Origin of the sequence: Paraburkholderia sp. SIMBA_053 (genome assembly GCF_046534895.1) — a bacterium.
In the GTDB taxonomy this organism is placed as follows: Bacteria; Pseudomonadota; Gammaproteobacteria; order Burkholderiales; family Burkholderiaceae; genus Paraburkholderia; species Paraburkholderia caledonica.
In genome coordinates this window covers 1-441 of sequence record NZ_JAWRXU010000124.1, presented here as the reverse complement: position 1 = coordinate 441, position 441 = coordinate 1, and the positions used below count along the sequence as shown (strand labels likewise).

Here is a 441-nt window from a genome sequence, read left to right as displayed (position 1 = left end):
CCGTTGGCGCGACCGAGTACCGAGGGCAAATCGCCCTGATAGGCGAAGTCGAGCGCGTTGTTGGCGATCGCTTCGTTGACGGCGGGGCCGGCTCCCTTGAAGAACAGCCATTCGACCTTGATGCCGTCGGCGGCAAATTCTTTTTCGAGCGACTGCTGCAATTGCACGGTGGCCGCCGGTGATCCACCAAATGTAGGCGGGTCGCCATTACCCTGTTGCGCGACGCCGATGCGAATCACCGCCGGCTTGTCGGCATAGGCGTGAACCGCGGCGAGCGACAGCGCCGCCACGGCGAAAAAAGATTTCAGCAGATGGAAATAGCGCATGCGGCAATACCGGTCGATGGAAGGGAAAAGAAGTACGAATGCTCTGGCGGGCAGAGACCTGGCACTACACGTTAGATTCGCGTGCCGTCGAATCCAACCAATCATTGCTGATAAG

Annotated in this window: 1 pseudogene; it reads right to left on the bottom strand. The window is 59.2% G+C overall.

What is annotated here, in order from left to right:
• A pseudogene (locus tag SB753_RS34865) lies at positions 1-326 on the bottom strand (nitrate ABC transporter substrate-binding protein); the annotation flags it as partial.
• Positions 327-441 lie beyond the last annotated feature (115 nt).